Origin of the sequence: Paenibacillus sp. Y412MC10 (assembly GCF_000024685.1) — a bacterium.
In the GTDB taxonomy this organism is placed as follows: Bacteria; Bacillota; Bacilli; order Paenibacillales; family Paenibacillaceae; genus Paenibacillus_AQ; species Paenibacillus_AQ lautus_A.
In genome coordinates, this window is the sequence record NC_013406.1 from 1,209,673 (window position 1) to 1,236,195 (window position 26,523).

The following is a 26,523-nucleotide window of genomic DNA, read 5'->3' on the forward strand; positions in this document are numbered from 1 at the left end:
CTTATCCAGAAGAATTAACATATAACATGTCTGGTAATTACGTCTAAACGAGAGGTGATTCATATTTATGGTGTTTAGCAGTAATAACTCTAAAAAAAACCAAAAGGGTTTGTTTATCGGTATAATCGTTGTTGGTTTATCAACAATCATTGCTTGTAGTCCTAAAGAAATAAAAGAAACAGAGTTAATAACTGATTATAATCGGCATTTGATTGGAAAAGAAACAAGTGGCGATTATATGATATATCGAAACGGGGTTTATATTGATTCTAATGGAGTCGAGTACTCACCAGAGGAATTAAAGAATAGAACACGAAATGGTCTTCCTGAGAACCGGATTATCACAAAGATAATGGAAGAAAATTTTATGCCTCCCTCTATTTTTGAATTAGAAACAAAAGAAAAAAACGGAGTATATATTTCCCCTGAGATAATTACTGTAAATGGTTCATTAAACGTCTTAACAGATACTAATGGATCGGGGTGGGAACTAAAAGCGGGTGACTATGTAGAATATGAATTTGAAAAGTATAAATCGGAGGTGGTCGAAAATCAAAATATATTAATTGGTTACGTTAAAGACGGCGTTCTATATCCATCGCAAAAATTCGATCAATTAAAGGGGAATTACAATTTAACTATTGAGGAATCAGGGCAATATTACTTTTACATAATAAATGCAAGTTCTGATACGATTGCCTTGAAAGAGGGAACTTTAAGGCTGATAAAAAATAACTGATTTTTTTATTATTGATTCTACTCTTTTAATTTTAAGGGCATTTTACTACCAGCATAGAAAGAAAGTGCCCAGTGCTTTGAATCCAAGGGATTAACGGAACAGTACCGTTTTTGTACATCCAAGTGTACGGGCTGCAACCCCTTGATCTATAATAGGGGACATGCATGCAATGGCAAAATTCAATCGCGAATGGAATAGGAGAACAGGATGAACAAACAAAAAATGGCCGTCATCGGCTTAGGGCATATGGGCCGGCATATGATTCACCGCTTACTGCCCCAATATACGGAGAAGATCGAGTTGGTCGCCATTTGCGACAGTGATGAATCCAGTTTGCATCGTGAAGCTGCGGAAGCTGGGATTCGCCCAAGGCTGTACACCGACTATCGCCAGCTGCTGGATGAGATGACGCTTGACCTGGTGTATATCGCGGTTCCGCCGTCCCTGCATTATGACGTGGCCCGGATCGCATTTGAAAAAGGCGTCCACGTCTTCTGCGAGAAGCCGCTGGCCAATAGCTTGACCGAAGCCCGGAGTCTGGTGGAGCTGGCCGAGAAGGCCGATGTGCTCCATGCGGTTCATTTCTCGCTTCCGCTCGATCCGGCCGTTCTGAAGCTGCAGGGATTGCTTGAGGATCAGGCGATCGGCCGGATCCAAAGCATGGATCTGTACCTGGAGTTTCCCCAGTGGCCGAGGGCCTGGCAGCAGAATCCATGGATTACGTCAAGGCAGCAGGGCGGATATCTGCTGGAGGTCGGCATTCACTGGATCCAGATGATCCAGCAGGTGTTCGGTCCGATTACGCATGTGAAGAGCGAGATCGAGTTTCCGCCGGATTCGAATCAGTCCGAAAGCCGTGTCCAGGCCGTTCTCAGATTACATCATGATATCGAGATTCGCCTGTCAGGAACCGACCAACGGGAAGGGGAGGAGCGTGTCTCCCTGGTGGTCCACGGTGAAGAAGGCACCTTGGCATTGGAGAACTGGTGCAATCTGTACCGAAGCAGCAAGCATGCCGATCTGCAGCCTGTATCTGTAGATGATGTCGTCAGTCCGCTGCCGATCTTGAAGCAAATCATTCAGATTTTGAACGGAGAGTCCGGTCTGATCTATGATTTCCATGACGGGTACAACGCGCAGGTTGTTTTGGAAGCTCTGCGCAAGCCGGGGGAGGGCTTTACGGATGTAAGGCCTCAATTGATGGGGGATAAAACGGAAGGGTTTATTGTAACGATCTGATGGGTGAATGTTCTGTCACAACAAGGACGCTAGCTTAGAAGGCACCTCTGGTGAGGCTGTTTAATGCGGCTAGAGAGCTTGTGGGTTTCGCTATCTTGAAGCAGGTTCATGACGAGGTTTCCGCATAGGGTGCATGTGGAAATTATGGCGAGTTGGTAAGAAAGTAATACAGGTTGAAATCACATCGCGTTGAGGTGATCCATGGTGTTCGTGCAACTTAGCGGTTTCATCACGCTCGGCCTGTAGAGGATGACATAACCCTCTTGGCTCCTTTGCAGGCTGGGCCTTATCCCAAGGGGCGTGATGGAATGAAAAGCAAAGGCAACAATCGTACTCGTTCGTATTACCGTCATCATCGACGGAGAGTGATCCAGCGTAAGAGCAGGCTTGCTAAACAGCTTGGTTGGCATGCCAAGTTTACAGGTGAGTTTGCTAAGGGGAAGATTCATTGCTCTTGCAAATATTGCAGGGTGAAATCGAGAGAAATCGGATGGCCTAAGTCTGATCTTGTAAAACTTGCACGTATGAATGAGTTTAGTAGTTTGGAGTAAAGTGTTGGTTGAATGTGGGAAAGGCCGTAGATGGTAAAGTCTACGGTCTTTTGTTTTGCTCAACTATGTTCAATAAATAAACGGCAGGGTATACCCTGCCGCTTGCTCTACTCAAGATCCTCTAGAATGTATGTGAAAACATCGTCTACAAGCTTCACGATACTGCGTATTTCTTTATCGAATGTCGAGCTGGTGATGGTTCCTTTATTATAAGAGTCGACGTTCAGCTTGACTCCGGAAGTTTTGGCTAAAGAAATTTCTTTAACTTGTCCATTGAGTTTTTTTTTCGTTTCAGCTGTTTCCTTATTGCAGACTTTCTTTGCTTCACTAAGACTTTTCTTAGCCTTATCAAGTGTTGCCTTCATCTGACCCAGTTCCGTTTTGCTGGCTTTGGACTTCTTAAGGTTGTTGTACTTGGATGTCAGCTGCTTGGATTGATTCGTGAGGGTGGTTACATCGGAGCACACAGGAGCTTTATATGTCCGTATAGCAGACTTAACTTCCTTTAACCTCTTGTTGTATTCCTCAAAGTAGATCTTATTAACCTCGGAGATCGACATTTTGATGGAGGGTGGGGCGGCATACGCCTGTGACGGGAGAATTAAGATAGCGAGCATCAACAAAAGGGCTAAAGTCTTCTTCATTTATGTATGAACACCTCTCTATAAGTATTAACATTATCATAACTTAATTTGGGTCCTAATCAATAGATAGAGAAAAGGATATTCACAGGCTCCCACAGAATAACATGAAGCTGCAAACATTTATTGAGATTTGAAGGGGATTTGAAATGAAGACGAAATTAATCATGGTTGAGGGCCTGCCGGGGTTCGGCAAATCGACGACGTCCCGTATGCTGCATGATATTCTTTCCGAGCACAACATCGAGTCCCGGCTGGTGATGGAGGGGGATAACGACCATCCGGCAGATTATGAGGGAACCGCGTGTCTGACGGAAGAGGAATTCGGGCAGTTGCTGGAAGTCGCAGGCCCTTTTAAAGAAATATGGATCGAACGGGCTGTCCAAAAAGGCAGCTGGAACCTCTTGCCCTACCAGAAGCTGAAGAACGAATACGGCGCTTCTTTTCCGGATGACCTTTATCATTCGTTGGCTAAGAAGGATATTTACGAGCTCCCGCTGGACCTCAACCGGTGGCTCATCACCGATCGGTGGGGGGCATTTGCCGAGCAGGCGCTGCATGAGCCTACCGTCACGATTTTTGAGTGCTGTTTCATTCAGAATCCGGTGACCGTCGGCATGGTGAAGCATGATGCGCCGGAAGATCAAGTGACGGACTACGTGCTGGGGCTGGAAAAAGCGGTCCTTCCGCTAAATCCCCTCCTGTTCTACATTGAGCAGAACGACCTGGAATACGCATTCCGCAAGGCCATCCGGGAACGCCCGGAGGCATGGTCCACAGGGTTCGCCCATTACTACACTGGACAGGGGTACGGCAAACATCACGGTCTGGAAGGCGTCGAAGGGACTCTGCAAGTATTGGAAGCCCGGCGCGAGTTGGAGCACAGGATCTTGGACAAGCTCGAACTGAACAAGGAGTTAATCAATAACTCCCTTTATGACCAAGAGACGTACAGAACCATGCTAATGGACAAGCTGAAGCAGCATGGGATCATCCCATAATTTTTTCATAGATAAGGAAGGACGGTTTAATGAAGCGTTTATTCATGATCATGATGCTTTACATGACGGCTCTATTGGTAGGCTGTGATAAGGAAACCGGTTGGGAGACGATGCAGCTTCTGGACGAACAGGTTGCGGAAATCCGGATTTCAGCGTTCGAGACATGGGACGAGATGAATGGGGACACACTGCTGTCTTTCAAGGATTCGAAGGCTGTAAGCGTATTTGAGGAAGCGATCCGTACCGCCCGCAAGCAGCCGGATGATGCCAAACGAACTGACCCGGATTACGATGTGATGGTCGTCTATGCCCAGCCATCTCCGATACATGCCATCAAGCTGTGGTTGGGAGAAGAGGGTCAGGAAAGTGTGTTCAGCTATGGGTTCAAGGATTGGGGAGAAGAAGTATATGTGGTTTCCGACAAACATACGGATCGGATGAGAGAACTCATTTTGCCAGAGGGGCGTTAAAGCCGTTATCGAGCCCCTCTCACTGACCAAACGCCGAATGCCTCATATCCCATAAAATAACGACTTGGATGTATAAAATCAGTCGATTGGGAGATGAATGATATCATCATTCAGGAGGCGATGAAGTGAAAAAGTTGACCAACAAGTTAAAATATATGGCCGGAGCGTTTCTTGCCGGAGCCCTGCTGATCATAGGGATTATGTTCGCTGCTGCGAATCCAGAAGGCACCTTAGATACGATTCAACACACGATGACTAAAATAAGCCACTTCGTTAACGGCAAGGACAATGCCACTGCTGACGGTCCAATTGCGAAACAAGAGACGGCGACCGCGGATCCTAAGATGCCTGCCGACAGCAGCGATGCGCCAGCTCGCATGGTTTCAGATCCGGTTAACCAACCCGTGTACTGGGGCGAGGCTTCCAGAAAAGAATCCCTGGGGCAGCCTGTAGTCAAGCTGTACAATGCGGCGGGCAAGCCGGTTGGTTCCGCTACCTTGGAGCAGATCCATGACGGGGTTAAGGTGAAGATTTCCGCATCCGGCCTCACTCCAGGCAAGCATGGGTTCCATGTGCATGAGAATGCGATTCAGGGAACGGATTTTAAATCTGCCGGAGGGCATTTTAATCCGACCCACAAGCATCATGGCCTGGAGAATCCGCAAGGAAGCCATGTCGGCGACATGCCGAACCTGATCGTGGGCGCAGACGGCACCGTGGAAGCGGAGACGATCATTCAGCATGGCACGCTGGAAAAGAACCAGCCGAACTCGGTGCTGGGGCGCTCGCTGATCATTCATGCCGGCGAGGATGACAATGTTACCGACCCGGCGGGCAATTCCGGCGACCGCGTTGCGGGCGGAAATATACCGGAGTAATCTGGCAAGTTGATAGTGCATCCGTTTGCAGCATATGAAATTCAGTGAAAAACGCATCTCCGCGGGGAGGTGCGTATTTTTGTTAAGTTATGCTAGTTCAAGTGCACCTGGAGAATTAACGCCGCAAGATAAAATTGAATTACTTGCTTCGACGCGGTGGGGTTCTTGGTCGTATTCGTTTCTGACGACACATTCTGAAAATATTGAATGATTTTGAGCAATTGTCTCATGTAGTTCCCGGCGGCTCTCCTTCTATACTTAAGGTACGGAAAAGGAGAGTGAATTCATGGAACGAGCAACATCTTTAGCATCCGAAATACCTGTTCGCAAAAAGCCATTTCGCAAGCGCTGGGACTCTCCCCTTGCAGGTTATCTGTTTATTTCCCCTTGGCTGATCGGATTTCTGGCGTTGACAGCCTATCCGATGCTGTTGTCCCTGTACTATTCCTTCACAAACTACACGCTAATGAAGCCGATCGAGTGGGTCGGCTTAGACAATTACGAGCGCATCATTACGGCGGACGACAAATTTGCCCAATCACTCAAGCTCACATTTTATTATGTACTCGCCTCGGTGCCACTGAAGCTAATTGCCGCGCTGATGGTTGCTCTCCTGCTAAAAAAGGCTGTGCGCGGGATATCCGTCTATCGAACGGCCATTTATTTCCCTTCCTTAATCGGGGCAAGCATCGCGGTTTCCCTGTTATGGAAAAATATTTTCGGCGTGGACGGCTTCTTCAACCAAGTGCTTGGATTCTTCGGAATTCCCGGAACGGGCTGGGTCACGAACCCGGATACCGCATTATGGTCTCTCATTGGCTTGTCGGTATGGCAATTCGGTTCATCGATGGTGATTTTCCTCGCGGGCCTGAAGCAGATACCGAATGATCTGTATGAAGCTTCCGCGGTGGATGGCGCGGGCAAGCTAAAGCAATTTTTCAAAATCACGCTTCCGATGCTGTCACCCACGTTATTTTTCAATCTCATCATGGGGGTCATTAACTCCTTCCAGATGTTTACGCCTGCTTACGTTATCACCGGCGGCGGGCCGATGAACTCTACCTATGTCTATGCGTTATACCTGTATGAACGGGCATTCAGCCGCTATCAGTTGGGTTATTCTTCTTCCTTGGCCTGGATCATGCTGATCTTGATTGTGGCTGCGGCCGTGATCATTAACCTGACTTCGAAATACTGGGTATTCTACGAATCCGAGAGTCAAGGAGGGAAAGGAAAATGACCAGACGCAAATGGAACCCCGTGATCCGCCATTCGGTCCTCATTATGTTCAGCTTGATTATGGTTTATCCGGTCATTTGGTGGATTGGCGCTTCGCTGAAAACGAACCAGGAGCTCAGTTCTCCGTCCATCTTCCCGTCTGTGCCTCAGTGGTCCAATTACACCAACGGATGGAACTCTGTTCCGGGATTCACCTTTACCGATTTCTATTTGAATACTTTTTATTTAATTACTGCGGTGATCATTGTAACGGTGATTTCCTGTACGCTGGTTGCCTTCGGATTTGCAAGACTGGACTTTCCGCTTCGAGGCTTCTGGTTTTCGCTGCTCATGCTCACCCTGATGCTGCCGGGCCAAGTGCTCATCATACCGCAGTATGCGATGTTCCATCAGTTCGGTTGGGTCAACACCTACCTGCCGTTTATCGTGCCCCATGCATTAGCGGGAGGAGCGGGAGGAACCTTCTTCGTCTTCCTGCTCGTTCAATTCATACGCGGAATCCCGCGGGAATTGGATGAATCGGCCAAGATCGACGGATGCAGCTGGTTCGGGATTTACTGGAGAATTGTGATGCCCTTGATGAAGCCTTCCATCGTAACGGTAATCATCTTCTGCTTCTTATGGAACTGGGATGATTTCCTTGGCCATCTCCTGTACATTAATTCCGTCGACAAATACACGGTAGGCTTGGCTTTGCGGATGATTAACGATTCACAAGGAGGCGCGGAATGGGGACAATTGCTGGCGATGTCGCTCGTATCCATTCTGCCGGCTACATTGCTGTTTATATTTGCCCAGAAATATTTTGTAGAGGGTGTGGCTACCACAGGACTAAAAGGGTAGTAGCTAGCCCTACCGTTATATTATAAAATTAGGAAACATTGAGGCAGCGGTACGCCGCACAGCTTCAATGTTTTTTTCTGATAGGAATGTAAAGCATGGAGGATGAGAATTATGATCAATCCCTTCAAAAAATACCGGATCGATTCCCTGTTTATTATTTGCTTTGCAGGGCTGATCACGATTGTGCTGGCGATCACGGTATGGACCAGTTATGTCATGACTTCGCGGGAATTGGCTGAAAACACGTCTTATTATCAAAAAAGACTGCTTGAGGAGCTGAACAACGAAATTACGGGCCGCCTGACGTCGATCGAGCAGATATCGCTGACCACGTCCAGGGACAATGATTTACTTACGTTTCTGTCGGGAAAAGAAGATGAGTTCAACCACTACAGGAGGTCCAAGGGCATACAGGAAGCGCTGGCTCATCTAACCTATTCGATTCCGCAAATTCAGGCCATCGATTTATATATGGAACAGCCGGAGTGGGGGGATCGGCAGAGCTATATTCAGTTCCATGGATTAACGGAGGCTGAGACAAAGCCATGGTATCCTTTGCTGCAGAACAATGACTTCTCCTGGTCAGAGGAGCATGATTTAACGACCTATAATGGGAACGTGCCTGTGCTCAGCTTTTCCCGCAAGGTGTACAACAACTCCCGGTACTTGGGTATTCTTGTCGTGCATGTGAAAGCGGATTGGATCCGCGGGATTCTCGAAGGATACTCTAAAGATTCGAACCGGATGCTGCTGGATCTGAACGGCAGGGAGCTGCTGAGCGTCGGGAAATCAATGAGGGATGCCGGATTACAGGAGCAGGATTTGCGGTTCGCGGACCAATCCGGTGTGTCACGGCTGCATACACAGCCGCATGGCGTCGAGTCTCTGATCGTCTATTCCAAAGTCGCCGACTCCAACTGGATGCTGGTTGAGATTACCCCTTGGGAGAGAATTACGTCAGGCAGCGTCAAGCTGGCTGGAGCCATTATTACCATCGGCATCGGAGCTTTATTGCTGGCTTTCTTGTTAACGCTCTGGTTAAGCAGGCAATTGTTGAAGCCGATCGCCCAGTTAGTGAGAGCGATGAAGAATTACGATGTTGGAGGGAAGCAAGCGGAGCTGGCCGGCGATTACACGAATGAATTCGGCATTCTGTTTGCAGGGTTTCGCAGACTGAATGAGAGAATCCAGGCATTGTACGCATCCCTTGCGCAGCGTTACGAGCAGCAGCGCAAGGCCGAAATCGAAGCGCTACAAGCCAATATTAACCCACATTTTCTATATAACACCTTGGACCAGCTGAACTGGATGGCGATTGCGGAGGGACAGGAGAAGATGAGTCGCATTTTGGAGCTGATGGGCCGCATGTTCCGCATCGGATTATCGCATGGAGAAAGCTTTATTACGATTGAAGAAGAGCTGACTCACGTCGCATGCTATTTGGAAATCCAGCAGATCAGGTGGGAAGACGGTCTGGAATACGAGGTGCATGCCTCCCAGGAAATCCGCAACTTATTCATTCCCAAAATGACGCTCCAGCCTTTCGTCGAAAATTCAATCATACACGGATTTAATTCAAGGCAAAACGGCCGAATTCATATTAAGGCAGAGGAAGAGGGCGGCCGGATCCGATTGACGATTATCGATGACGGGAGCGGGCTTGCTCCTCTGAGCAAAGGGAACCATCGCCGCAAAGGAGGTTACGGGATCCGGAATGTGAGAGAGCGGTTCTCGGCGTTCTTCAACGATGATTATGAGATCATCGTTAAGGATGGCGAGAAAGGAGGGGTGGTTGTATCGATCTCCTTCCCAAGGCTTGAGGAAGCACAGCGGTAAAGCATAATCAGACGATTTTATAATAAATTGTGCATCTCTCTTATACTCCAGTCATCTCTGAATTGATAGGATACATATTGACCATAATCTTTTGTTATTAGGGGGAAGTCGGCATGAACAAATGGAAGCGATTGCAGATCGTCGCGTTATGGATGGTGTTCTCCTTGCTGGTAGCGGCATGCGGCGGTAACGGAAGCACCAACTCAAGCACGGGAAGCACAACCTCAACCAAGAACAATACACAGGCCGAAAGCGGTTCGGCGGCGGAAAATGTCAAGCTGCGGATTATGTGGTGGGGTTCGCAGCCGCGTCACGAAGCTACACTGAAGGCATTGGAGACCTATACGCAGAAAAATCCGCACGTTACCTTCGAGCCCGAATATTCCGGGATGGACGGTTACCTGGATAAACTCTCCACTCAGGCAGCGGCGCATAACGAGCCGGATATTTTCCAAATGGACCCGGGCTGGGTTTCGGACTGGACATCCCGCAACCAGCTCGAAGAGCTCGACACCAAGGTTAGACTGGATGAATTGACGCCGAGCCTGCTGCCAATTGGGCAGAGAGACGGCAAGCAATACGGCGTGCCGTTGGGATCGGTTGCTTTTGGGATGATCTACGACAAGGCGGCTCTTGAGAAGCTGGGCGCAACAATGCCGACAGACGGCTGGACATGGGATGATTTCTTCGCATTGGCGGAAGAGGTAAAGCCTAAACTGGCGGAAGGCCAATATTTCACGCTGGATTATGCCGGCAACTACTTTATGTTCAGCGCTTATCACTATGCCAAGGGTAAAGGTACCTTGATTACGGAAGACGGCAAATTCAATATTGATGAAGCGACTTTCCTGGAATGGACTAAGAAGTTTGAACAGCTGCGCAAGGACGGACTTATACCTCCAGCCGATTTGAACGCATCCGACAAGGAAATGGATCCGACGGCAGACCTGCTGGTCAACGGCAAAATCTTATTCCGCTACTCCTTCTCCAATAACTACACCACATGGGACAGCATGAAGGAAGGGGCGTACGATCTGGTTACGATGCCGCGGGCCGAGGAAGCAGGGGGCTGGCTGAAGCCGTCCATGTACTTCAGTCTTTCGCCTAATTCCAAGCACAAGGAAGAAGCGGCAAAGTTCATCGACTGGTTCATCAATGATCCGGAGGCAGGGGCTATTCTTGGAACCGCTCGTGGTGTGCCTGCCAATGCCAAGATCGCCGAGTCGCTCATTCCGAATCTTCCGGAGGGCGAAAAGGTTGGGATGAAGCTGATCGACGCAACGACGCCGGACGGACAGATATTTACGACAGGGCCGGAAGGATGGGTGAACTTCATCGATAAAGACTTCCCGCTTGTCCGGGATGAGCTGAGCTTCGGCAGAACAACACCGGAAAAGGCCTATGAATCGTTGAAGAAGGCCGCGCAGGAATATGAATAGATCATATAAAATGAGATGAGAACTAGATGGATGCAAGCAAGGGAGTAAAATGATTCCGAAGAAACGGAAGTGGTCGCCTTTGTGACCGGATCTTTACCGCTTAATATAAAATCCAAAAATCCGGGAGCAACAGCGATCGTAGGAACATTATACGTACTTGCCCCCCGCATCCAAATTAATAATTCAGCTTATATATTCCGGTCAACTCTCGGTTTACGTCATGCCTAAGCGGTTTTATCGCCGATTGGGCATGACGTATTACCGTTAATGTGAGGCATTGCCTTTTTGCAAATAAGAAGGAGGATCTTCAGATGTGGAAGATAGGAATCGTTGATGACGACCGCGCCGTGCTGCAGGGAATCCGAAAAGCCATCCCTTGGGATGAACTGAATGCAGAGTGGGCGGGAGAAGCCTTGAACGGGGAAGAAGGGCTTGAAATGATTGAATCGGCCAACCCCGACATCGTGATTACCGATTTATATATGCCTGTCATGAATGGTCTGGATATGATCGAGCAGCTTCGGAAGAACACTGGCTATTCGGGAAAAGTGATCATTCTGAGCGGTTACTCGGACTTCGAGTATGCCCGTCAAGCCTTGCGTCTGAACGTGAGCGATTACTTATCCAAGCCGATCAGCCTTCCGACGCTGAAGTCTGTTTTAAATGAAGCCATATCCGATTTGGAGGAGCAGGAAGAGCAGCGCATGAAGCAGGATGAGCTGCTCCAAAAGCTGCAGCTTTACGAACCTTTCGTGGAGAAGGAGTGGGTCAAATCGGCCGCAGCCGGCGCACTGCTGCACTCAGGTCTCCAAACAGAAATCCCGGAGCCTTACCGGTATTGGTCCGATTTCGATCATACGGTCGTTGGCATCGAGCTCATCTACGATCAACGGGCAGCTAATCTAAGCTTGCCGGACTGGAGCCTCCTTCGATTTGCAATCAGCAATATGGTGTGCGAAATTACGCAGGCGGCATTCCCCCGCTTCGACCATACGGATCTCCACACCAACCGCTCCGTGGTCATTATTCATCATGATCGAACGGAGTCTGCCGAGCGAGTGCGGCAGCAGCTGGAGCAGCTGGGTGTCCGATTAATCGACTGTGTGCAGAACTACTTGAAGCTGAAGCTCCGAATCGGCATCGGTGATCGCAAGAGCAGTATAAGGGAAATCGGTATCTCGACAGAAGAAGCCTTTCGTGCGATCGATGTGAATACGCAGCCGGCGGTTCCGGAGTATGAGCTGTATTTTTACTGTGCACAGGAGCCGGGCAATGCGGAGGCCAAGTCTCCCGTGCGTCCTGTTAAGCTTTACCTGGAGCTGGCCGGTTCGATTCGAACCTCGCAAGAACATCAGGCACAAACAATCATCAGGGATTATATGAAGCGATTGGAACAGCAAGAGGGCATCACCAAACCATACGTCAGTATGCTGGCAGGCGAGCTGTGGGGAATTATCGCCTTCGCTTTCTATGAGACGGGGACCGTCGTTGACGATTTCTTCCCGAATGACAGCATTACGCACGAAATGGCAAAGCTGCAGCGTCCATACGAGCTTGCGGAATGGCTGATCACCAAGATCGGGCTCGTGTTCGGCAGCCGCGAGTGGGGCGGGAACGGAAAGCATCGCCAGGCTGTCGACTTTATGATCGAGTACATTCACGAGCACTATGCCGAGGATCTCACGCTTGGGGGACTGGCGGATAAGGTGTATATTTCGAGAAACTACTTGTCGATGATTTTTAAGAATATGACGGGAGAAACGTTCAACAATTACTTGACCAGAGTACGGGTCGAGAAGGCCCGGGAGCTGCTGATGGAGAAAAATGCATTGGTTTACCAAGTGGCAGAACAGGTCGGATATAAAAACGTTCCATATTTCAGCACGGTATTTAAGAAATTCACGGGCATGAACCCAACGGAGCTCGTGAAATGATCATGAGGAGGCATTATGAACAGCAGTTATGATCAAGCGTGGTTGCAGGTTAATGGGAGCTCGCTGAAGCAAGCTGCGGCAATAAAGCCGCTGGAAAGCTATTTGGGCAAGATCGTGACCGCGCAGGCGGTTTCTTCGCAAGTATTTCGTACAGCGATTGAAGAATTGACCACGGGCATTGCTCTGCTGACAGGTGAGCAGCCCTTACTTCGTGAAGAGATGGATGCCGGCCGCTGCTTGGTCGCAGGGACGCTGGGGAGCATTGAAAGGACTTTGCTTGACGGCTCGCCGGAAGCCGAGGAAGCCGGACGTGTGGGAGATGATGGCTACATCATACGCCGCGTCGTAAGAGGAGACCAGGATTACATATTCATTGCAGGAGGATCGGACAGGGGACTTCTGTACGGGGTCTTTCATTTTATGCGTCTCCTGCAGACGGGCCAAGCGAACGAAGCGCTTGATCTGATCGAACATCCGAAGTACCGGCTTCGCATGGTGAATCAGTGGGACAATATGGACGGAACCATTGAGCGCGGATATGCGGGCCGATCGATATTTTATAAGGACCATACCATCGTCTCCGATCTGACTCGTGTCCGGGCGTACGCCAGAATGCTCGCCTCTGTTGGGATTAACGGAATCACCATTAATAATGTGAATGTGCATCAGACCGAGACGAAGCTGATCACGCCGCAATTGCTACCGGATGTGGCACGCGTAGCGGATGTGTTCCGCGATTACGGCATCGTCCTCTATCTCAGCGTGAACTTTGCTGCACCGATCGAACTGGGGGATATGTCCACGGCTGACCCGTTAGAACCGGCCGTTCAGAATTGGTGGAAGCAGACAGCGACCGATATTTACCGAACCATTCCTGACTTTGGCGGATTTCTGGTCAAGGCAGACTCGGAGAACCGTCCCGGCCCGTTTACCTATGGACGCCATCATGCGGATGGAGCCAATATGCTGGCAGAAGCGCTGGAGCCTTACGGCGGACTCGTCTTATGGAGATGCTTCGTGTACGATTGCCATCAGGATTGGCGGGATCGCCAGACGGACCGGGCCCGCGCAGCATATGACCATTTCAAGCCGCTGGACGGCAAATTCAAGGATAATGTGATCCTGCAGATCAAGAACGGTCCGATGGATTTTCAGGTCAGAGAGCCGGTATCACCATTGTTTGGAGCGATGGAGCGGACGAATCAGCTGCTGGAATTCCAGATTACGCAGGAGTACACGGGTCAGCAGAGACACATATGTTATTTGATTCCGCAATGGAAAGAGGTGCTGGAATTCGATACGCTGTGCCAAGGAGAGGGCAGCAAGGTAAAAGATATTGTAGCCGGACAAGTGTATCCTTATCAGTACAACGGCATAACAGCCGTGTCCAATATTGGAGATGACTTCAACTGGACCGGTCACTACCTTGCCCAGTCCAATCTTTACGGCTATGGCCGCTTGCTGTGGAATCCGGAGCTGACGGCGGAGAAAATCGGCGAGGAATGGACCCGGATGACCTTTGGAACCGATCCGGATGTGACGAGGACCGTGATGGACATGCTGATGGAATCGTGGCCCGCCTACGAGAATTATACTTCCCCGCTTGGCGTGGGCTGGATGGTCGTGCCGCATGTTCACTACGGCCCTGACGTGGACGGCTATGAATACTCCAAATGGGGAACATATCATTTCGCGGACCGCGACGGGATCGGCGTTGACAGGACGCAGGCGACGGGAACGGGGTACGCCGGCCAATATATTGGCGCCAATGCGTCGATGTATGAACGATTGGAGACTTGCCCGGATGAATTGCTGCTGTTTTTCCACCATGTTCCATATACCCATGTGTTAAAGTCCGGCAAGACCGTCATTCAGCATATTTATGACACTCATTTTGCAGGGGTCGAGCAGGTGGAGCAGTGGCTCGCACGCTGGAATGCCTTGGAGCATAAGCTTGATCAGCAACGCTTCCTGCATGTTAAACAGCGCTTGCTGGAACAACTGGAGAGCGCAAAGGAATGGCGCGATGTCATCAATACGTATTTTTATCGAAAATCGGGGATAAAAGATGAGCATAATCGCATGATCTATTCGTAGGGGGAAGGGCCTTGAATTTCAACCTTGGTTGGAATTCGTGGTCTTTTTTGTTGCGTGTAGGAGAGGGGGGGAGCAGATTTTGTGAAAATAAATAAATGTAGTCATTTACTATACAAGGGAGGGAATGATGCCGGAGCAATAAGGGTAGATAATGAAATTATAAACACTAAATTTCTCCTATACTATTTGCATTTCTACAAGCCAAAGATGCTGGAAATAGCATCAACAGGCGTTCAAGCTTTTCTGAATATGAATCATATTAAAAATTTCGATATATTGAATCCCTTATTAGAAACGCAAAACCAATTGCCGACATCGTCACGAAAATAGAGGAGCAGAAAGCCCTTGTCAAACAAGCTATTGACGAAACGCAGCAGCTATTTGGCGGCTTGATGAGTCAGTATTTCGATGACTAAAATATGCTCCTGATAGAGCGCGAACCCTAAATCAGACCTTCACACGACTGACGTGTGAAGGTTATTTATATTAGAACATGCATTCGCCGACAACATCTGTTCATTCAGAGATATAGAATAAGATTATAAACGATATGTGGCAAGAATTTCGGAGTTCACAAAATATGAATTTCAGTTAGAGGTGGAGAGATGGTGTGCATGGAACAGATTACCGGTACCTCGCATTATTTCGGCTCAAGTTTCTTGAAGCCGGGAATGGTCGTACGGCTCGTTAAAGATCCTGACAATCCGCATGACGAGGAGGCGAACCAAGCGGTTATTGCTCCGATTGGAAAGATCGGTTACGTTGCGAACAGCACACATACTTGCCCAAAGGATGTCAGAGCGCGGGTTGGATCTCTGTTCATTTGATGAGCAAATCTACGGAGTGATTCGATTTATTGTAAAGGACTTGATCATTGTTGAACTTATAGAAGGGATAGCGGTATTCGATATGTTTCTGCAAGAAAATCAATCATTTCCTCTTAAGTGAGGAGAATTTGCCAGACGAAATAGGGCATATAGAATCAAGAGGGAGGAGTAATAGCATAGACATGATAGGTCGATGCCTTTTTATGAAAGTTTTTTAGTTCTATGGAAGGATATAGGTAAATATTGTCGAAGTGTGTAAATAGCATAGTGATTATATATACAGGAGAATTGAACTATGGCCGATAAATTGTTCAGATGGGTTTAAAATTATTTATGCCATACAAGCGAGGCCTTTTGCTCGATGCGCCCTCCGATAAATTGGGTATTAGGGCCCCACCTGAACATTTGGGGTTCAATGAACCTAAAATTTGCGATCAGGTAAGACATCGGATTCTCTGTCGTTACCGACACTACAGCTAATTGGGACGTGCACAACTTTAAGGCCAGTCATGGGCTTTTGGTTTCTTGGAGCGGTTTTAAAACCTCAGTGGACAAGGAAATCGCATCACAGTTTTTTAATGTAGGGCTGTGGGATCAGAAAGCAATTATTCATGAGTTGCTAGAAAATTTATGATGCTCTTGAATTAAGGCTGTGGTTCCTTTAAAAAGGGCATGGATATTGGCGGGGACGGAATAGTTGGTTGGTGATTTAAGAAAAAAATATACGAATTACCGGAGCATAAGTTTCATTCGTTCTGATATCAATCTTCGTCTTAGGAGGTGAGTTAATGGAAACTGCAATAGATTATTATGAAATAGGCAAAGTCCGTACAATTACTGCGAGTTATGCAAAGATTTTATTCCACACATCTATAGGTACAGGGACTGAAAGATTCGTTTGTCCAGAATGTGGAGAGTACGTAGCATTTGTAAGAGGTAACAATGTAAAGCCTCACTTTAAGCATGCTAAGCAAAACGAAACAACAAAAGATTGTGAAAGAAGAGTTAATTCACAATCATCTTATACTTCTATTCACGAGAAGCTGGGCCTTCCTATGTATCTCCGGACCTATAGTGAGAATCAGTATGAGCTTTGTATTGGTTTTTATAAGCTGGGTTATACATTACTACATAATATTGAGAAGGAGCATGCGAAAATAAATATAAGGCAATTTGAAATGGTGCATGGCATAAAAAGAGAAAATAATTACTTAATTGATCAATCTAATTTCCTTCCTGAATCTACTACACTATTAAAAGTGGATTTTATTGCTACTAAATATACAATTCAGTGTTCTAATTTAAAATATGAATCCCAATTGAAAGAACAATGGGGCGGTTTCGTAGAAGGTATTTTAAGCGATGGAGCTCTATTTACTTATAACGAATACGGTGGAAGAAAAATTAGGGTCAATGACGAAATTACAACAGGAACAGAGTATTTATATTTATGTAAGAATGAGCATCTACTTCTTGGTAATGAATCAATTAGCCACTTTTTTTGCGGGACGATTATAATATTTAACGGTGCAAAGCTAGAAGAACTCAATATTTATAAAATAAACTTCACCCCCCAGAATGATCAACAATTTTGGAGATTAATTAAATTATGTCGAGTTCGTTTTAAAGTTAGTTTGGTTTCTAAATCCGCTTCTATAGTGCCAATATGGCCACCAACAGTACTAAATGATAATCATATTGGCTGTTTACGAAATTACAACAATTTTTTCTTACTAAAAGATTCTAAAAATGATACTGTTGTGTCTTCTTACTTTGGTGCTACTTCTACGAGGTTATCAAGCAAGGTAATCTATGAAAATACACAATTATTAGAAATACATGTTCCTTCATCTGGGTTAGCATTAGCTATTCATGAAAATTACACAATGTTGCAGAAGAATTCGGGAAATATCAAATCTTACCGTAATTCCATTAGGGTTCATGACCATAATAATAAGGATTTAGATGTTCAAAAAAACAGAATTCTTCCTGTAGAAAAAACAATTAGAATCTTCTCAGAGAGTAGATGTAGTATTTTACATAGCCACGGTGGCATATTTACACAGTATAAATTAAATGACTCCACCCCGCTTGTTATTAATAATCTGGCACAGAATGATGAAATTATTGAGATAAGTGGGGGCCGGCATCACAAATTACTTAGATTCAATAAAACTTCGGATAGTAATAAGACTTTAGTTGATGAGAGAATTATCCACAATATGTTGACAAGACTCAATGGGCCTTATGTAAGTCCGCCATATTGGATTAAAAAATTAACAATTCAACTTCAACCAAACTCCAAGCTAAGAGGTTTGCTGAAATATTATTTAATGTTAAATCGAATTCCAGTTGAAGGGCTAAGGGTATTAAAAGTAATGTCAAATCAAATGAAAGATGGGATTGATGATGAGTTTATCAGCTAATGATCAACTCGAGGTAGTAAATGAATTAAAAAGTAAATATTCAAAGGAAGAGTTTGATTTTATTGTTTCATTATTCCCTACTAGTAAGCTATCGGAAGAAATAAGAAGCAATGAGAAAAAATTCAGAAAATACTTGAAGGGGTTTCGTCCTGATAAACTACCGCTAAAACGATTTCAGGAGATCTATTATAAAAGTATATTTATTGAGAATAATCTGGCCTTGGCTCTTCATCTTAATAGCTTATTGAAAAATTATATGCTCAAAATGGATAGAATAATTTCAAGGAGAATAGAGCCTGCTAAATCGCTTAGAGAGAAAATACAAAATAATGATATAGATGGTTTTATAAATCTAGTTGATATTTTAGTTAATAATAATTACGAAAAAGTTGAACATATTATAGTGTATTTTAAGTTTTTTAATATAACCTTGACAAGGGAGCAGCTCCAATATGTGGATAATGAATTACAATTCCTAGTACAGCGCAAAGAATTGAGAATTGAAATTGAAAATGAATCGGTTGAAAGATATGAACAAGAAATAAAGGAATTGAAAAGTAGTTTTAAAGGTGAGTTAAAAGAGAAAGAGATGAAAATAAAGGAACTTGTAGAACAGATAGAGCATAACAAAAAGGAATATGATGAAATTCTATATGTTAACTCCGTTCAGGTTGATGCAATGGAGTTTAAATACAAGAGACATATGGAGGATATGATAAAGGAAAAAAAGAATCTTACCAACTTCATAAGCGAACTGGAATCCAAAATCACACAAATGGAAGTGCAAAATAAATCAGATAAAAGAAAAGTTTCTGAATTGACACTTTTAGTAAATCAGAAGGAAGAAGAATTTTTACCATTAATAGAGTCGAAATGGAATGCTTCAAATGCGGCTCTTTTCGAAAAAAAGGTAGCAATTCAACACTCAATTGATAGTTTAATCCGGGATAGGGAGATTTTGAGATTAGAAATTGAAAAATTTATACTTCAAAAAAATGACTTGGAGAAAATTATAGAGTCTTTACAGATGAAGGGTGGCACATTGTTTTCCGATTTTAAGGATCTGTTATATAAAATTGGAGTTCAATCGGTAGAAGCAGTTCCATCTAATCAAAGTGTTTACTATTTATTTGGAAATCAAATGGATGCAGACGAAGAAACAGTGGAGCGTCTCGATTTTATCGAGGATTTATCTGATAATTTAAGCATTTCTGGTGTCCAAAATTTATATGCTAAAGATTTTTCAAGATATTTATATGCAATTGTTGTTTGCGGTATGAGTCCATTATTTATTGGATTTAATGGTAGAAAAATAGCGAATGCTTTATCTCAGCTTTTAGCAGGGGCAACTCCAGATATTATATCCCTCCCTCCTGGATATGTTGATAGTAATGAGTTAATTCATCTAGTTAAGAGTTCAAGCAATAGAGTGATTTTAATTGAGAATGTAATAGATAACGTATCAGAGTTAGTCTATTTACCATTATTAAAACAAAATAACGATCGGCTGATCTTATTCTCTATGGAATCATCGGAGCCTATCACATTATTACCTAGTAGTATTTTGAATTATTTGGTCCCAATTGATGTGGATTCAATTATCCAATATGTAAAAAAACCTGGGGAACTCATTAGAACAAATGTAGTTGAAGCCGTTTTCAAGAAATCTTTCGAAGAAAGCTCGGTAGAAGCTAACTTAAAAACATTAAAAAAATTCAATTCTGTGTATAGTTTGCCGCTATCAACCAGAATAAAATGGGCAGAGATAATGAGTGTGATTGACTCTCTTGAGTCACCTCAAGCTCTGTACAATATGCTGGTATTTTCATTATCTATGTTGTGTAGTAGGACTGGTAGAACTACTGAATTAAATCAGTATGTAGAACAACAAGGGTTCAGCGCTGAGACTTATAAAATCTTATGCTCCCATATTGAGGAGAATTATAGTGAGTAGTTATCCGATCATAAACCATATAGCCAGGGATCTCAAGATAATTAGGTTTAACAATGAACCGGATTATCAGTTTATATCACGGATTATCTACTCGGGTTTAGGAATATGGGTTAGGTATTCGACAGTAGATGAAAACATCTTAAATCCCGACAAAAGTAAAATTGGTGTTAGTAAAATTCATATACTGAACAGATGTCGACCTTTTCTTGATGAAATGTTGGGAATTTATCCAGCTGCCCGCACTTGGTTCTATCCTTCGGACACAGAATCTCATCCTGTTGAAACAGTTCGGGACAGATTATGTATGAGTGGTGAGCTGGTGGAAGTTGGATATAATACGGATCTATCACTTCCTCATTTCGAAATTTGTCCAATTAATAAGAATAATAGCCTCATTAGAGGGATTCAAAATCAAGAACTGCTGACAGCTATAGGGCTTGCCCAAATGAAAACTTCTTACAGTAGAGGAGCTTTGTCAAATCAAGATTTATTTCAATTCTATGGATTACAAAGCAGCACAGCGAGTGTCATTATGAATGAAATAATAAGTGCATTGAAATGGACAAAGTGGAATGATGAGTCCCCCTTTCAAATCTATAATAAACATAGCTCTATGAGTTTTTCGAATAGCTGGGATTATAAATTCATAGGAAATGGATTAGAGCTTTCTTTATACCGACACCCAATGTATTCGAAAGGTAATAAGAATTTTGGGTTTATCAAATGCGTAGATGGAGAAATGTATATAAGCCAAGTTAGCGAATATCTGGTAGATGGGTTTGAAGTTAGGAGATATATGTACGCATTAAGATATGAAGCTAGTAATCCAGTTAAGGCCGCATTTATTCGATATAGGCAAGAAAACTTTGTGGAGCTTCATTTGTATAATGCATTACCTTCTCAGGAAGAAAACTTGTTGATGTTGTTAGGATGGCCGGTTCGTCATATACATGATAAATACAGACTGTTATTTCATGGTTCAGTTTGGGGATTTATTGCTCAGGTATTGAGAAATCTGAATATCAAACTGGAGGAAAAGATTCATGGATAAATATAGCGTATATGAAACCCATAATGCGTTGAAAAAGAAATTTATTGATTATATTCGGGCTCAATACTTAGGGGAAAACAAATTCTTGCTGCAAGCATGCAATGAAATTATAGAAAAGGAAGGGGTGTTATTTCAAAAGCCATATATTGAGGCGAATCCTGCCTATAAAGTGGTTGAGAATGGAATCAAAAATAGTAAAGTCATCCCGGATAAGGTTAAGCACTTTTTGGATGAAATGTCTAAAAAAAAGCTGGGTGTATTCCCCCATCCATTTCTTCATCAAGTCAAAGCACTCGAAAGTTTTTATAATGGACGAGACCTATTTATAACAACAGGAACAGGTTCAGGTAAAACCGAATGTTTTATGTGGCCTATGATTAGCAAGATTGTAAACGAAGCTGCTACATCCCCTGAAACATGGCAGCACAGAGGGGTAAGGGCTCTTATGTTGTATCCTATGAATGCGCTAGTATCAGATCAGGTTGGGCGTCTGCGTAGGATGATTGGTGATGAGCGAGGTTGCTTTCGTGAAGTATTCTATCAGGAGACGGGAAATAGGGGGCTACGTATTCCTCAATTTGGCATGTATACAGGTCGAACCCCCTACCCCGGAAATATAAACGAAGATGAAGATAAAGAATTAGCTAGTACATTATTTCAGAGTTTGTTGAATAAGGATGAAGAGACTAAACAAAAACTAAGTAAAATCGGAAAATATCCTGCGAAATACAACCTTGAAGAATATATCAATGGTCTTAGACAAGGAAAACATATAACACATGATTACGATGCTGAATTAATAACCAGACAAGAGATGCAACAATTATGTCCGGATATCCTCATCACAAACTATTCTATGTTGGAGTATATGCTTATTAGACCCATTGAACAGTCTATTTGGACTCAGACGAGCAATTGGCTTAACGAAGCGGATGATAATCAATTACTTATTGTAATCGATGAAGCACATATGTACAGAGGAGCATCTGGTGGAGAGGTCGCATTACTAATTCGAAGATTATTACATAAGCTGGGGGTTACAAGAAATAAAGTTCGATTTATTCTTACAAGTGCAAGCGTTCCTTCTGAAGGAGAAAAGTTTATATTAGAATTCTCAAATAGCTTGACTGCTCAGGATACTGCAAACTCCACATTTGATATTATTTATGGAGAGCAACAGGAAGTGGATAGATTTGGCACCATAGACTTGGATCCTGAAAAACTTGCCCAAATCGATACAGCTCCATTCCTTGGGGATCAGGACAGTAAGCAACTGGCCGTCAATCAATTTGCCGAAGCATTTGCTAAAACCGGGCGAGTAAAAATAAACAGTTATGAAGACGCACAGCAATGGTTATACACTTTTCTAGGAAGATGCAGACCAATGATTTCGATTTTAGATGCTTCCAGAGGTAAAGCAATATCTTATGAGGAATTATCTAAAATTACTTATCCAGGAATCAACGAAGAAACGGCTAGGAAGTGTACTGAAACATTGCTCGCAGTTGCTCCTTTGGCTAAGAACAAAGAGGGGCAAGTCTTATTTCCGGCTCGATTACACATGATGTTTAGAGGACTACAAGGAATCTATGCATGTAGTAATCCTGATTGTTCTGGAGCTCATCCTAATGATGAATTTAGAATTGGAAAACTATATTTCGGTAGTGTAAGAGATACGTGTGATAGCTGCGGAAGTAAGGTATATGAGTTATTGAATGATCGAAGATGCGGAGCATTGTTTCTTAAAGGTTATATGTATCAAGAACCTTTTAATGCAAGAGAGTTTGTGTGGAACTCAATTGGAGAACTTTATGATGAAAATTGCAAAGAGGTTCATTTCTATATTATTTCGGAGGAAAATTATAAGAAAACCACAAAGGAAACAAAAGTGGGTTGGTTACACGCACCTACAGGAAGACTCTTTATTGATGATTCTTATGCGAATAAACAAGGGTTTCTGCATGTGGCCTATAATCCGAAGGAATTAAAGGGAAAACCAGGGAAACTCACTTTCGATTCATGTCCAAAGTGCAGTAAGGCAAAATTGAACCCTTCGGATTTTGTAACGAAGGGGAACGAATCTTTTTATAATTTGGTCTCTGAACAACTAAGTATTCAACCACCTACCATTTTTGACAATGATCTAATAAGGAAACTGCCTAATGCTGGACGAAAAGTTTTATTGTTTTCAGATAGTAGGCAAAGAGCGGCGGGACTGGCGAAAGATTTAACTAGAGCTGCAGATGATGTTGCGGCAAGAAAAGCAATGGTAATCGCAGTTCAGAATCTTGAAAAATGGGCCGCTGCTCAAAATCGGCAACCTACAATGAACATATTGTATGTAGCTTTTTTGGAAGTTGCTGTTACTCATAATTTACATCTATTTTATGGTGATCAGAAGAAGAGTCTTGTGAACGATATGAACAAAGTAAGAGAACAGCTGCGTAGGAATGAACGAAGAAATAAGGCAATGAACTATGAAACCTTAAAGGCTGATTTCAATACTACACCAGGTTTGTATGATGAACAATTATTAAAGTTGATGTGTAGTAGCTATCGTTCATTAAGTGATATTGGATTATGTTACATTAAACCTTGTAGTGAAGATAAAATCGATGAGGTTCTAGATGAACTGGACGATAATAATATTAATCTGTCAGTAGATGAATTCGAAAGTATATTTGCTTCCTGGGCTAATTTTGTTATGAAGGATAGTTATGCATTAGGTGATACCATCAGTGATGAAGTCAGGGAAAATGCTAGGCCAACTAGCTATGGAAGATTTGGAATTCCCGCGAACGGGAAGCTTTCAGGAGGAATTCTTAGGGTATTAATCGAACAGGGCTATTCTCCTGAAGAAATAAACACTATTTATAAATGTTTGCTTAAATATACAGCTACTCCACAAGGTAGCGAAAACAGTTATTTAAATATGAATATGCTAACACTCACTTATAACAATAGCCATGAATGGTACCACTGTAAAAAGTGTGCAGGGGTTTTTGCTCGTACATTGTGGGGGAAATGTGCACATTGTGGTGATTCGCAAGTCGCTCAAATGACAAAAGAAGACTTCCGGCGCTTTGATTTTTGGAGAAAACCCGTAATTGAAATAATAGAATCATCAACTCCTCAACCGATAACAAGTATTAATACTGAGGAACATACGGCTCAGTTATCGCACAAGGATCAACGTCAAAAAATGTGGTCTACTACAGAAGATTACGAAATGAGATTTCAAGATGTTCAAGTCAATGATGATACACCGGTTGATATACTCAGTTGTACAACGACCATGGAGGTTGGTATCGATATTGGATCTTTAACAGCGGTTGGACTCAGAAATATTCCCCCTATGAGAGAAAATTATCAACAACGCGCAGGGCGAGCCGGGAGAAGAAGTTCAGCGATATCCACAATAGTGACTTATACCGATAATGGGCCACACGATACTTTTTATTTTAATCATCCAGAGGAAATCATAGCTGGTGAAGTAAGGAAACCATGGATTGATGTCAAGAATCCAAAGCTTATATTTAGACATATCAACATGATTATATTGACTGAGTATACTTCACAAATTCATGAAAGCATGGATAAGGTCGGAATTGAGACGTTTTATAATCAATACTACTCAGATTTCTGCATGTTTTTAGAGGGATATAATAAGAAAGAAAATGAAGTGAATGTTATCTTACCTGATCGCAAATTAATAAATTTAGTTGATATTAAGAGTTCCTTAAAACAACATATGGATGCGATTTATATAAAAGTACAGCATAAAGTAGTAGATTATGTTAATGAAAAGGGCGATCAGAAATCTTTATTAGATGTAATGTATGAAGAAAGTGTTCTTCCAACTTATTCCTTTCCCAAAAACGTTGTTGGGTTTTACATTGAGGATAAAGAAGGAAAGAATATTGATCAGAAGCCTGAGAGAGCCTTAGATATGGCAATCAGCGAATATGCTCCAGGACGCACGCTTGTAGTGAATAAAAAAACGTATAAGTCTGGAGGCATATATAATTTTCACTCTAAGTTTCAAGTGGGTAAGTACGATAAACCTGCCAGGTCTTATTTCGAAAATGCAGAGTACTTCAAACATTTGTACTATTGCAAGAATGAATCATGCGGGTGGTTCGGAATAAATAGACCAGAAGGAAACGAATGTCCATTTTGCAGACAGCATGAGATAGACGTCCAACATATGTTGAAGCCATGGGGGTTTGCTCCTGTTAATGCCAGAAGCATACCGGAGTCAGAAGCTGAAAATGAAGTGTCCTATGCAGAAGCTCCATGTTATTCGGCAACCCCTACTCAAGATGATATGCATACAACCGATAATCGGTATATAAAAGTCGCCAGACGTGCAGATCAGACACTTATTGTCTTGAACAAAGGGCCAAAGGGAAAAGGCTTTAGGGTATGTAAGGATTGTGGCGCGGCTGTTTCAGGTGAAGAGGATATGAAACAAATTTCAAGGCCGTATCAGCATCCAAGATCCAGAAAAAGATGCTACCACAATGACATAGAACAAGTAGTCCTAGGTCACAATTTCAACACAGATATGGTTGTTTTTGAGTTTACATTAGATAACAGAAAGATTAATACAAACATTGATGACCTTTGGATTAAGACAGCTGCAATGACACTGGCTGAAGCCTTGGTACTTGCAGCAGGAAGGTTATTAGATGTAGAGTTTAATGAAATTAAAAGTGGTTACCGCCTACGCTATTCGCCTGAAACTACTTACGTTGATATCTATTTGTTTGACAGCTTGTCAAGTGGAGCAGGTTACAGTTCTGAACTTGCGAACAATGTAAATGATCTACTAAATTATGCGGAAGGAATTCTTGAATGTTCATGTAATTCTTCATGTCATCAATGCTTAAATCATTTCTGGAATCAACGAATACAGAACAGACTTGATCGACAGGTTGCATTGCAGCTACTTCGTTATGGTGAGTTTGGTAAAGTAGAAAACGGATACTCGATAATGAAACAGATTGATATTTTTAAACCACTAAAAGAATTGATAGAGCTGAATGGTTCAAAAGCGGAAATATTACAAAATACCATCGTAATAAAAAGCGGAGATATTTCAAAACGGGTGTATGTTTATCCTGCCATGTGGCCCAATAACTATAAAGAAATACCTGAGGATGCAGTTGCTCTCTCCGATCGATTGATCAACAGAGCGTTACCGGAAGCATACTATCGCCTCATGAGTAGTAACAAGGTACTTGAAACTATGAAGACTAAAAAAGCATAGTTTCGTTGTCTGTATGCGGTGAAATTTAAGTTATAATGTAAATTAGAGATACTAGTATCAATGAACTACACATATAAGAGGAGCTA

Annotated in this window: 18 protein-coding genes; 17 read left to right on the forward strand and 1 reads right to left on the reverse strand. The window is 43.6% G+C overall.

Features of this window, described 5'->3' with window-relative positions; genetic code table 11:
- Positions 1–67 precede the first annotated feature (67 nt).
- Together GYMC10_RS05120 and GYMC10_RS05125 are read left to right on the forward strand one after the other, a co-directional pair.
- Positions 68–739 (forward strand): hypothetical protein, encoded by a 672-nt coding sequence (locus GYMC10_RS05120; RefSeq protein ID WP_012819167.1) that lies wholly within the window; start codon positions 68–70, stop codon positions 737–739.
- A 207-nt stretch (positions 740–946) separates the two neighbouring features.
- Positions 947–1,978: a Gfo/Idh/MocA family protein gene (locus GYMC10_RS05125; RefSeq protein ID WP_012819168.1), complete on the forward strand. Its 1,032-nt coding sequence runs from the start codon at positions 947–949 to the stop codon at positions 1,976–1,978.
- 658 nt (positions 1,979–2,636) lie between these two features.
- On the opposite strand, the gene GYMC10_RS05130 is transcribed toward GYMC10_RS05125, so the two are convergent.
- Positions 2,637–3,173 (reverse strand): hypothetical protein, encoded by a 537-nt coding sequence (locus GYMC10_RS05130; RefSeq protein WP_012819169.1) that lies wholly within the window; start codon positions 3,171–3,173, stop codon positions 2,637–2,639.
- Between the two features lie 146 nt (positions 3,174–3,319).
- On the opposite strand from GYMC10_RS05130, the gene GYMC10_RS05135 reads away from it, so the two are divergent.
- The 15 genes from GYMC10_RS05135 (at position 3,320) to GYMC10_RS05205 (ending at position 26,437) form a co-directional block, all read left to right on the forward strand.
- The gene (locus tag GYMC10_RS05135; RefSeq protein ID WP_012819170.1) at positions 3,320–4,171 is read left to right on the forward strand and encodes a hypothetical protein; all 852 of its coding nucleotides are present in this window, start codon (positions 3,320–3,322) and stop codon (positions 4,169–4,171) included.
- A gap of 29 nt (positions 4,172–4,200) precedes the next feature.
- The gene (locus tag GYMC10_RS05140; protein WP_012819171.1) at positions 4,201–4,641 is read left to right on the forward strand and encodes a hypothetical protein; all 441 of its coding nucleotides are present in this window, start codon (positions 4,201–4,203) and stop codon (positions 4,639–4,641) included.
- Between the two features lie 125 nt (positions 4,642–4,766).
- On the forward strand, positions 4,767–5,519 hold the full coding sequence (locus GYMC10_RS05145; RefSeq protein WP_012819172.1) for a superoxide dismutase family protein: 753 nt from the start codon (positions 4,767–4,769) through the stop codon (positions 5,517–5,519).
- Positions 5,520–5,805: 286 nt separating this feature from the next.
- Positions 5,806–6,759: a carbohydrate ABC transporter permease gene (locus tag GYMC10_RS05150; protein WP_012819174.1), complete on the forward strand. Its 954-nt coding sequence runs from the start codon at positions 5,806–5,808 to the stop codon at positions 6,757–6,759.
- Positions 6,756–7,601, forward strand: coding sequence for a carbohydrate ABC transporter permease (locus GYMC10_RS05155; protein WP_012819175.1), 846 nt, complete (start codon positions 6,756–6,758; stop codon positions 7,599–7,601). Before GYMC10_RS05150 ends, GYMC10_RS05155 begins: the two co-directional genes overlap by 4 nt.
- A 111-nt stretch (positions 7,602–7,712) precedes the next feature.
- Complete coding sequence (locus tag GYMC10_RS05160) at positions 7,713–9,437, forward strand: sensor histidine kinase (protein ID WP_012819176.1); 1,725 nt, start codon at positions 7,713–7,715, stop codon at positions 9,435–9,437.
- Between the two features lie 113 nt (positions 9,438–9,550).
- Positions 9,551–10,876, forward strand: coding sequence for an ABC transporter substrate-binding protein (locus tag GYMC10_RS05165; protein ID WP_012819177.1), 1,326 nt, complete (start codon positions 9,551–9,553; stop codon positions 10,874–10,876).
- Between the two features lie 311 nt (positions 10,877–11,187).
- Positions 11,188–12,810, forward strand: a complete 1,623-nt coding sequence (locus GYMC10_RS05170) for a response regulator transcription factor (protein WP_012819178.1) — start codon at positions 11,188–11,190, stop codon at positions 12,808–12,810.
- 15 nt (positions 12,811–12,825) lie between these two features.
- On the forward strand, positions 12,826–14,907 hold the full coding sequence (locus GYMC10_RS05175; protein ID WP_012819179.1) for an alpha-glucuronidase family glycosyl hydrolase: 2,082 nt from the start codon (positions 12,826–12,828) through the stop codon (positions 14,905–14,907).
- Positions 14,908–14,988: 81 nt separating this feature from the next.
- A complete protein-coding gene (locus tag GYMC10_RS33260) occupies positions 14,989–15,237 on the forward strand; it encodes a restriction endonuclease subunit S (protein ID WP_041621929.1) in 249 nt (82 codons plus the stop codon).
- Between the two features lie 284 nt (positions 15,238–15,521).
- Positions 15,522–15,734: an HIRAN domain-containing protein gene (locus tag GYMC10_RS31755; protein ID WP_083775402.1), complete on the forward strand. Its 213-nt coding sequence runs from the start codon at positions 15,522–15,524 to the stop codon at positions 15,732–15,734.
- Positions 15,735–16,522: 788 nt separating this feature from the next.
- Positions 16,523–18,160, forward strand: a complete 1,638-nt coding sequence (locus GYMC10_RS05190) for a hypothetical protein (RefSeq protein ID WP_012819182.1) — start codon at positions 16,523–16,525, stop codon at positions 18,158–18,160.
- Positions 18,141–20,114 (forward strand): hypothetical protein, encoded by a 1,974-nt coding sequence (locus GYMC10_RS05195; RefSeq protein ID WP_144374202.1) that lies wholly within the window; start codon positions 18,141–18,143, stop codon positions 20,112–20,114. The genes GYMC10_RS05190 and GYMC10_RS05195 overlap by 20 nt, the downstream gene beginning before the upstream one ends.
- On the forward strand, positions 20,107–21,165 hold the full coding sequence (locus tag GYMC10_RS05200; protein WP_012819184.1) for a hypothetical protein: 1,059 nt from the start codon (positions 20,107–20,109) through the stop codon (positions 21,163–21,165). Before GYMC10_RS05195 ends, GYMC10_RS05200 begins: the two co-directional genes overlap by 8 nt.
- Complete coding sequence (locus GYMC10_RS05205; RefSeq protein WP_012819185.1) at positions 21,158–26,437, forward strand: DEAD/DEAH box helicase; 5,280 nt, start codon at positions 21,158–21,160, stop codon at positions 26,435–26,437. The genes GYMC10_RS05200 and GYMC10_RS05205 overlap by 8 nt, the downstream gene beginning before the upstream one ends.
- Positions 26,438–26,523 lie beyond the last annotated feature (86 nt).